Source organism: Pseudomonas sp. Sample_9 (assembly GCF_004307535.1).
Lineage (GTDB): Bacteria > Pseudomonadota > Gammaproteobacteria > Pseudomonadales > Pseudomonadaceae > Aquipseudomonas > Aquipseudomonas mercuritolerans.
In genome coordinates this window covers 22808-29225 of record NZ_RAZO01000479.1, presented here as the reverse complement: position 1 = coordinate 29225, position 6418 = coordinate 22808, and the positions used below count along the sequence as shown (strand labels likewise).

The following is a 6418-nucleotide window of genomic DNA, read 5'->3' as shown; positions in this document are numbered from 1 at the left end:
GCTCGCCGGGCCATTGTTCGGCGCGGACGGTGAGGCTGATCAGCAGCAGGAACAGGGAAAAGCATTTGAACATGGTTGAGGCTCTGGGGATGAGTCTGCTGAGATTAGGAGCCGTTGATGACAGATGTGTGGTGTTCTTGAGGCCGCCTTCGCGAGCAGGCTCGCTCCCACATTTCGACAGACGAAACACGATCTTTCTGTGGGAGCGAGCCTGCTCGCGAAGGGGCCGCTCAGGTCACCGCCAAAGCCTTGGCCAAGCGCTTGGCCCTCGCCCCTGCCGCCAACTGCATCACGCCCTTGTCCCGCTGCCACATCTGCGCCCACTCCACTGGACCATCGGCCAGCGCCTGTTCCACCTCCCGCGCCAACGCTTCAAATTGCGCAAACAACCCGCCCAGCAGCACATGCCCGGCCGGACTGTTCGGCGCCTGCCGACTGGCCTCGGCGCACCCGGCCAGCAGCGCCAGTAAACGCAATTGCAGGGCCTGCGGCCAGTCGTTGTCCTGGCCGACGCCGTACAACCACGCGGTCATGGCGCTGAGCACGTAGACATCTTCAAGACTGCGAAACGGTTTGACGTAGGCGTCCCAGCCGTCGCCGGCGAGCAGTTCGCACAGGACGCCGTCCAGATGCAGGCGACCGTGGCTGATGTCCGGCATCAACGGCAACGCCGGCAATTTTTCCACTTTCACGCCGGGCTCGCCGGGATAAACCACCGCCAGACTCAGGCGCGGTGCTTCGCCAAGCTCCTCACTGCGCGCAGCCACCAGTAACCAATCGGCGGCGTCGCCTGCGGTGACGAAATCCTTGCGCCCGCTCAAGCGCAAATCTTTCAGCCGCGTTTGCATATCGGCCGGGCGCAGGCTGCGTTGTTCGGTCGCGCACAAGGCGCCGAGGCTCAGTGGCGCGCTCGGCCACAACATGCGCAGCGCCGCCTGATAACCGACCAGAAACGCCAGCCCCGGCGTGGCCATTCGCCGCCCGCCGGCCACCGCCAATTCGAACGGCGTGACGTTGCCCAGCGCCTGCAACAACGTTGCAAAACCCTCGGCCAGATCAGCAGCGGCGGGCAAGCGTTCACGGCGGTGCAGCAGATCTGTCCAGGGCATGGGCGCCTCCTCGCGGGCTGTCATATAAGCATCACCGAACGTTCATGGCGATGACACCGGGGCTACATAGCCTGACTTTGCACAACACGGCTGCATAAAGAAAGTCGATCGGCTGCAACCCACGACGGGTTAAAGGCCCGTACGGAGATTCACATGACGCAAATCGCCCGCATCAGCGACACCGGCAATGAACGCCGCCTGCAAGCCGAACGCCTGATCGGCGCCGAAGCCTTGCAGCAAGCCCAGGCCCTGCGCTTCGCCGTCTTCAGCGGCGAGTTCAACGCCAAACTCAAAGGCGCCGAACTGGGTCTGGACATGGATGATTATGATGTTCACTGCAGCCACATCGGCGTGCGTGATCTGAACACCGGGCGCCTGGTGGCGACCACGCGTCTGCTCGATCACACCGCCGCCAGCAGCCTCGGCAAGTTCTATAGCGAAGAAGAATTCAGCCTGCACGGCCTCGCCCACCTGCAAGGCCCGATCCTGGAAATCGGCCGCACCTGCGTCGATCCGGCGTACCGCAACGGCGGCACCATCGCCGTGCTCTGGGGCGAGTTGGCCGAAGTGCTCAATCAGGGCGGCTACAGCTACCTGATGGGTTGCGCGAGCATTCCGATGCAGGATGGCGGCATTCAGGCCCACGCGATCATGCAGCGTCTGCGCGAGCGTTACCTGTGCACCGAACACTTGCGCGCCGAGCCGAAAAATCCGCTGCCGACGCTGGATATCCCGTCCAACGTGATCGCCGAAATGCCGCCGCTGCTCAAGGCCTACATGCGCCTCGGGGCGAAGATCTGCGGCGAGCCGTGCTGGGACGAAGACTTCCAGGTCGCCGACGTGTTCATCCTGCTCAAGCGCGACGAACTCTGCCCGCGCTACGCCAAGCACTTCAAGGCGGCCGTGTAATGAGCCGGTTGCGGGTGTACGCGCGAATCGCGCGAGTGCTGCTGGTGGTGACGCTGGGCCTGACCATGGCCAGCGTCTTCGGCGTGTTCGAACGCATCGGTCTGGCCCACTCGATGGAGCGGCGCCAGCGCTGGTCGCGCTTCTTCATGGCGCGGCTGAGCAATGCCCTGCCCTTTCGCGTGAGCGTGCATGGCGAGCTGCCAAAACAGCCGATGCTGTGGGTCAGCAATCACGTGTCGTGGACCGACATTCCGCTGCTGGGCATGCTCACGCCGCTGTCGTTTCTGTCCAAGGCCGAGGTGCGCACCTGGCCGGTGGCCGGCTGGCTCGCAGCCAAGGCCGGCAGCCTGTTCATCCGTCGGGGGTCGGGCGACAGCCAGTTGATCCGTAAGCAGATGACCCGCCATCTGCAAACCGAACATGCGTTGCTGATGTTCCCCGAAGGCACCACCACCGATGGCCGTTCCCTGCGCACCTTTCATGGTCGCCTGCTGTCGGCGGCGATCGATTCCGAGGTGATGCTGCAACCGGTGGCGATCCGTTATCTGCGTGACGGCGAAATCGACACGCTGGCGCCGTTCGTTGGTGACGATGATTTGCTCTCGCATCTGATGCGCCTGTTCAGCCATGACTGTGGCGATGTCGAGGTGCATCTGCTCAAGCCGATTGCCTGTCAGGGCCGCGAGCGCGCGGCGCTGGCGTTCGAAGCGCAGCAGGCGGTGCAGAAGGTGTTGTTTGGCGAGGTCGCAAAACCTGCCGAACCGCGTCGCACAGGCAACCTGATAGCCGCCTGAGCCAATACAAATCCTCTGTGGGAGCGAGCCTGCTCGCGAAGGCGGCGTGCCATTCAGCATCTATATTGGCTGAGACACCGCCTTCGCGAGCAGGCTCGCTCCCACATTCAGATCTTCAGTGGATCAGAGTTTTGCGCAAAAACCTGCAGTTGCGGATAAAACAGGCTGAAGTCTTCACTCAGCGGCTCATACAACCGCCGCAACTCCGCCATGGCCCCGGCCAATTCCTCCGGCCTGGTCAGGCGTCGCGAGATCCCGCGCAGCACCTGTTCCAGCACCTCAAACTCGCGATACGAGCCCAGCCAGTCGTTGGCGACCATGTGCGGGGCGATCTTCGCCAGCCGTTCCGGCAACTGTCGTTCGCGGGACAGCACGTGATAGACGTCTGCGGTGAACTGCTCCAGCGGCCGGTCGGCATACAGCGTCCAGTCCCGCGCCAGGCAATGATCGAAAAACACATCAAGGACGATCCCCGCATAGCGCCGCCGCGTCTCGGTAAAGCGCCCCAAAGCAATGTCGACCAGTGGATGGCGATCGGTGAAGACGTCGATGCGCCGATGCAGCGCAATCGCCGCCTCCACTTCCGGGTCGAACTGGCCTTGCAGCCGACCTTTGACGAAGTCGCCATACAGGCTGCCGAGTAACTGACCGGGGCGCTGACCGCCGAGATGCAAATGCGCGAGATAGTTCATGAGCGCAGCTTAGCACTGCGTTCGCTGCTCCAGCACCCTCGTATCGTTATAACCCGATATAGCGATTTATGCGTTCGTCAGACCGAATTCATATTGGTATATCGCGATCCAACGATTTAAAGTCCGCCCCATCGCGATATATCGCAACTGCCACCACGAGCCCAAGCCATGAACCTCGACCTCGACGAAATAATAAAAGCCCTGGCGCACCCAGTACGGCGAGACATCCTCAACTGGCTGAAAGACCCGAAAGGCGAATTCCCCGAGCAGTTGCACAACCACGAGTACGGCATCTGTGCCGGGCAGATCGATCAGCGTTGCGGCCTGTCGCAATCGACCGTGTCGGCACACCTGGCAACGTTGCAACGGGCCGGGCTGATCAGCAGCCAGAAGGCCGGGCAGTGGCATTTTTTCAAACGTAACGAGGACGTCATCCAGGCGTTTCTCAGCACCCTCAGTAAAGAGCTCTGACCCTTAACGTCAGCCAGCCGACAAGGAAACCTGCATGCCCCTTTCGCTTCTCATCCTCGCCCTGAGCGCCTTCGCCATCGGCACCACCGAGTTCGTCATCATGGGCCTGCTGCCCGACGTGGCGGCGGACCTCGGCGTGTCGATTCCCGGCGCCGGCTGGCTGGTCACCGGTTACGCCTTGGGCGTGGCCATCGGTGCGCCGTTCATGGCGCTGGCCACCGCGAAGCTGCCGCGCAAGGCCGCGCTGGTGGCGTTGATGGGCATCTTTATTGTCGGCAACCTGCTCTGCGCCATCGCCAGCGACTACAACGTGCTGATGTTTGCCCGGGTGGTCACGGCGCTGTGTCACGGTGCGTTCTTCGGCATTGGCTCGGTGGTGGCGGCCAATCTGGTCGCACCAAACAAACGTGCCTCGGCGGTGGCGTTGATGTTCACCGGTCTGACCCTGGCCAACGTGCTCGGCGTACCGCTGGGCACCGCATTGGGTCAGGAAGCCGGCTGGCGTTCAACCTTCTGGGCGGTGACCGTCATCGGTGTGATCGCGCTGATCGGCCTGATCCGCTTCCTGCCGGCCAAGCGTGACGAAGAGAAACTCGACATGCGCGCCGAACTCGCTGCCCTCAAAGGCGCCGGCATCTGGCTGTCGCTGAGCATGACCGCGCTGTTCGCCGCCTCGGTGTTTACCCTGTTCACCTACGTTGCCCCACTGCTTGGCGAAGTCACCGGTGTGTCTCCGCGTGGCGTGACCTGGACGCTGATGCTCATCGGTCTGGGCCTGACGGTCGGCAACATCATCGGCGGCAAACTCGCCGACAAGGGCATGGCCGCCACGCTGATCGGCGTGTTCATCGCCATGGCCGTGGTTTCCACGGTGCTGAGCTGGACCAGCGTCGCGCTGATCCCGACTGAAATCACTCTGTTCCTCTGGGCCACCGCGTGTTTCGCCGCTGTGCCGGCGCTGCAGGTCAACGTGGTGACCTTTGGCAAGGCTGCACCGAACCTGGTTTCGACCCTGAACATCGGCGCCTTCAACGTTGGCAACGCCCTCGGCGCCTGGGTCGGCGGCAGCGTCATCGCCCACGGCTACGGCCTGACCAGCGTGCCACTGGCTGCCGCCGCGCTGGCCGTGCTTGCCCTGCTGGTGACCCTGATTACTTTCCGCCAGAACGGCAATGCCGAGCTGGCGCCTGCTTCCAACTGATCAACTTCCTTAATTAAAGCGAGGCTTTTAGACATGGCGACTATTTTCGACCCGATCAAACTCGGCGACATCGAGCTGAACAACCGCATCATCATGGCCCCGCTGACCCGCTGCCGCGCCGACGAAGGTCGTGTGCCGAACGCGCTGATGGCCGAATACTACGTACAACGCGCCTCGGCCGGCCTGATCCTCAGCGAAGCCACTTCGGTAACACCGATGGGCGTCGGCTACCCGGATACCCCGGGCATCTGGTCCAACGATCAAGTGCGTGGCTGGGCCAACGTGACCAAAGCGATTCACGGCGCCGGCGGCAAGATCTTCCTGCAACTGTGGCACGTTGGCCGCATTTCTCACCCTTCGTACCTGAACGGTGAAGCACCGGTCGCGCCAAGCGCCATCCAGCCAAAGGGTCACGTCAGCCTGGTTCGCCCACTGGCCGACTATCCAACCCCGCGCGCTCTGGAAACCGCTGAAATCGCCGACATCGTCGACGCCTACCGCACCGGCGCCGAGAACGCCAAGGCCGCCGGTTTCGACGGCGTGGAAATCCACGGCGCCAACGGTTACCTGCTCGACCAGTTCCTGCAAAGCAGCACCAACCAGCGTACCGACCAGTACGGCGGCTCGCTGGAAAACCGTGCGCGCCTGCTGCTGGAAGTGACCGACGCCGCGATCGAAGTCTGGGGCGCCGGCCGCGTTGGTGTGCACCTGGCACCGCGTGCCGATTCCCACGACATGGGCGATGACAACCTCGCCGAAACCTTCACCTACGTCGCCCGTGAACTGGGCAAGCGTGGCATCGCGTTCATCTGCTCGCGCGAAAAAGAAGGCGCCGACAGCCTCGGTCCGCGACTGAAAGAAGCGTTCGGTGGCCCATACATTGCCAACGAGAAGTTCACCAAGGAAAGCGCCAACGAGTGGCTGGCCAGCGGCAAGGCAGACGCCGTAGCGTTCGGCGTGCCGTTCATTGCCAACCCGGACCTGCCGGCACGTTTGCAGGCCGATGCGCCGTTGAACGAGCCGCATCCGGAGACTTTCTACGGTAAAGGTCCAGTGGGTTATATCGACTATCCGACCTTGTAATCACGCTGTAGCGCAGAAATGAAAAAGCCCCGGACTTGTGAGAGTCAGGGGCTTTTTGCTGTTGGCGCAGGGTAAGAGCCTGCGAACACCGTTTCACAACAGCGACACAATTTCCCTACAAAATCCACGGCTGGCTACGTTTAAACTCCCCGCCGCGAT

General features: G+C 62.6%; 8 protein-coding genes. 5 read left to right on the top strand and 3 right to left on the bottom strand.

The genetic code is table 11. From position 1 onward, the window contains the following. Together D6877_RS29700 and D6877_RS27360 are read right to left on the bottom strand one after the other, a co-directional pair. Nucleotides 1-190 (bottom strand): hypothetical protein (locus tag D6877_RS29700; RefSeq protein WP_206663003.1); only part of this gene is annotated, 190 nt, incomplete at its 3' end. A 40-nt stretch (nucleotides 191-230) separates the two neighbouring features. Continuing rightward, nucleotides 231-1109: an acyl-CoA dehydrogenase family protein gene (locus D6877_RS27360; protein WP_130912705.1), complete on the bottom strand. Its 879-nt coding sequence runs from the start codon at nucleotides 1107-1109 to the stop codon at nucleotides 231-233. Nucleotides 1110-1262: 153 nt separating this feature from the next. Between D6877_RS27360 and olsB the strand changes: the two genes are divergently transcribed. Together olsB and D6877_RS27350 are read left to right on the top strand one after the other, a co-directional pair. Beyond that, a complete protein-coding gene (gene olsB, locus D6877_RS27355; protein ID WP_016771324.1) occupies nucleotides 1263-2018 on the top strand; it encodes an L-ornithine N(alpha)-acyltransferase in 756 nt (251 codons plus the stop codon). Continuing rightward, entirely contained in the window at nucleotides 2018-2812 is a 795-nt protein-coding gene (locus tag D6877_RS27350) for a lysophospholipid acyltransferase family protein (protein ID WP_130912704.1), read from the top strand. The genes olsB and D6877_RS27350 overlap by 1 nt, the downstream gene beginning before the upstream one ends. Before the next feature lie 107 nt (nucleotides 2813-2919). Here D6877_RS27350 and D6877_RS27345 read toward each other — a convergent pair whose 3' ends face one another. Further along, nucleotides 2920-3504 carry an ACP phosphodiesterase gene (locus tag D6877_RS27345; protein ID WP_130912703.1) on the bottom strand — a complete coding sequence of 195 codons (585 nt, stop codon included), beginning with the start codon at nucleotides 3502-3504 and terminating at the stop codon, nucleotides 2920-2922. 168 nt (nucleotides 3505-3672) lie between these two features. Here D6877_RS27345 and D6877_RS27340 point away from each other — a divergent pair, with 168 nt between their 5' ends. The 3 genes from D6877_RS27340 to D6877_RS27330 are packed head-to-tail and all read left to right on the top strand — an operon-like array spanning nucleotide 3673 to nucleotide 6259. Then, nucleotides 3673-3975 (top strand): metalloregulator ArsR/SmtB family transcription factor, encoded by a 303-nt coding sequence (locus tag D6877_RS27340; protein WP_016771327.1) that lies wholly within the window; start codon nucleotides 3673-3675, stop codon nucleotides 3973-3975. A gap of 34 nt (nucleotides 3976-4009) precedes the next feature. Beyond that, nucleotides 4010-5176, top strand: coding sequence for an MFS transporter (locus D6877_RS27335; protein ID WP_016771328.1), 1167 nt, complete (start codon nucleotides 4010-4012; stop codon nucleotides 5174-5176). A gap of 33 nt (nucleotides 5177-5209) precedes the next feature. Then, nucleotides 5210-6259: an alkene reductase gene (locus D6877_RS27330; RefSeq protein ID WP_039762674.1), complete on the top strand. Its 1050-nt coding sequence runs from the start codon at nucleotides 5210-5212 to the stop codon at nucleotides 6257-6259. Nucleotides 6260-6418: the final 159 nt, after the last annotated feature.

What these genes read in the sequence shown, in the direction of transcription:
- D6877_RS27340 (WP_016771327.1), top strand. Translation starts at nt 3,673, where the DNA reads ATGAACCTCGACCTCGACGAAATAATAAAAGCCCTGGCGCACCCAGTA.
- D6877_RS27345 (WP_130912703.1), bottom strand. Translation starts at nt 3,504, where the DNA reads ATGAACTATCTCGCGCATTTGCATCTCGGCGGTCAGCGCCCCGGTCAG.
- D6877_RS27360 (WP_130912705.1), bottom strand. Translation starts at nt 1,109, where the DNA reads ATGCCCTGGACAGATCTGCTGCACCGCCGTGAACGCTTGCCCGCCGCT.
- D6877_RS27350 (WP_130912704.1), top strand. Translation starts at nt 2,018, where the DNA reads ATGAGCCGGTTGCGGGTGTACGCGCGAATCGCGCGAGTGCTGCTGGTG.
- D6877_RS27330 (WP_039762674.1), top strand. Translation starts at nt 5,210, where the DNA reads ATGGCGACTATTTTCGACCCGATCAAACTCGGCGACATCGAGCTGAAC.
- olsB (WP_016771324.1), top strand. Translation starts at nt 1,263, where the DNA reads ATGACGCAAATCGCCCGCATCAGCGACACCGGCAATGAACGCCGCCTG.
- D6877_RS27335 (WP_016771328.1), top strand. Translation starts at nt 4,010, where the DNA reads ATGCCCCTTTCGCTTCTCATCCTCGCCCTGAGCGCCTTCGCCATCGGC.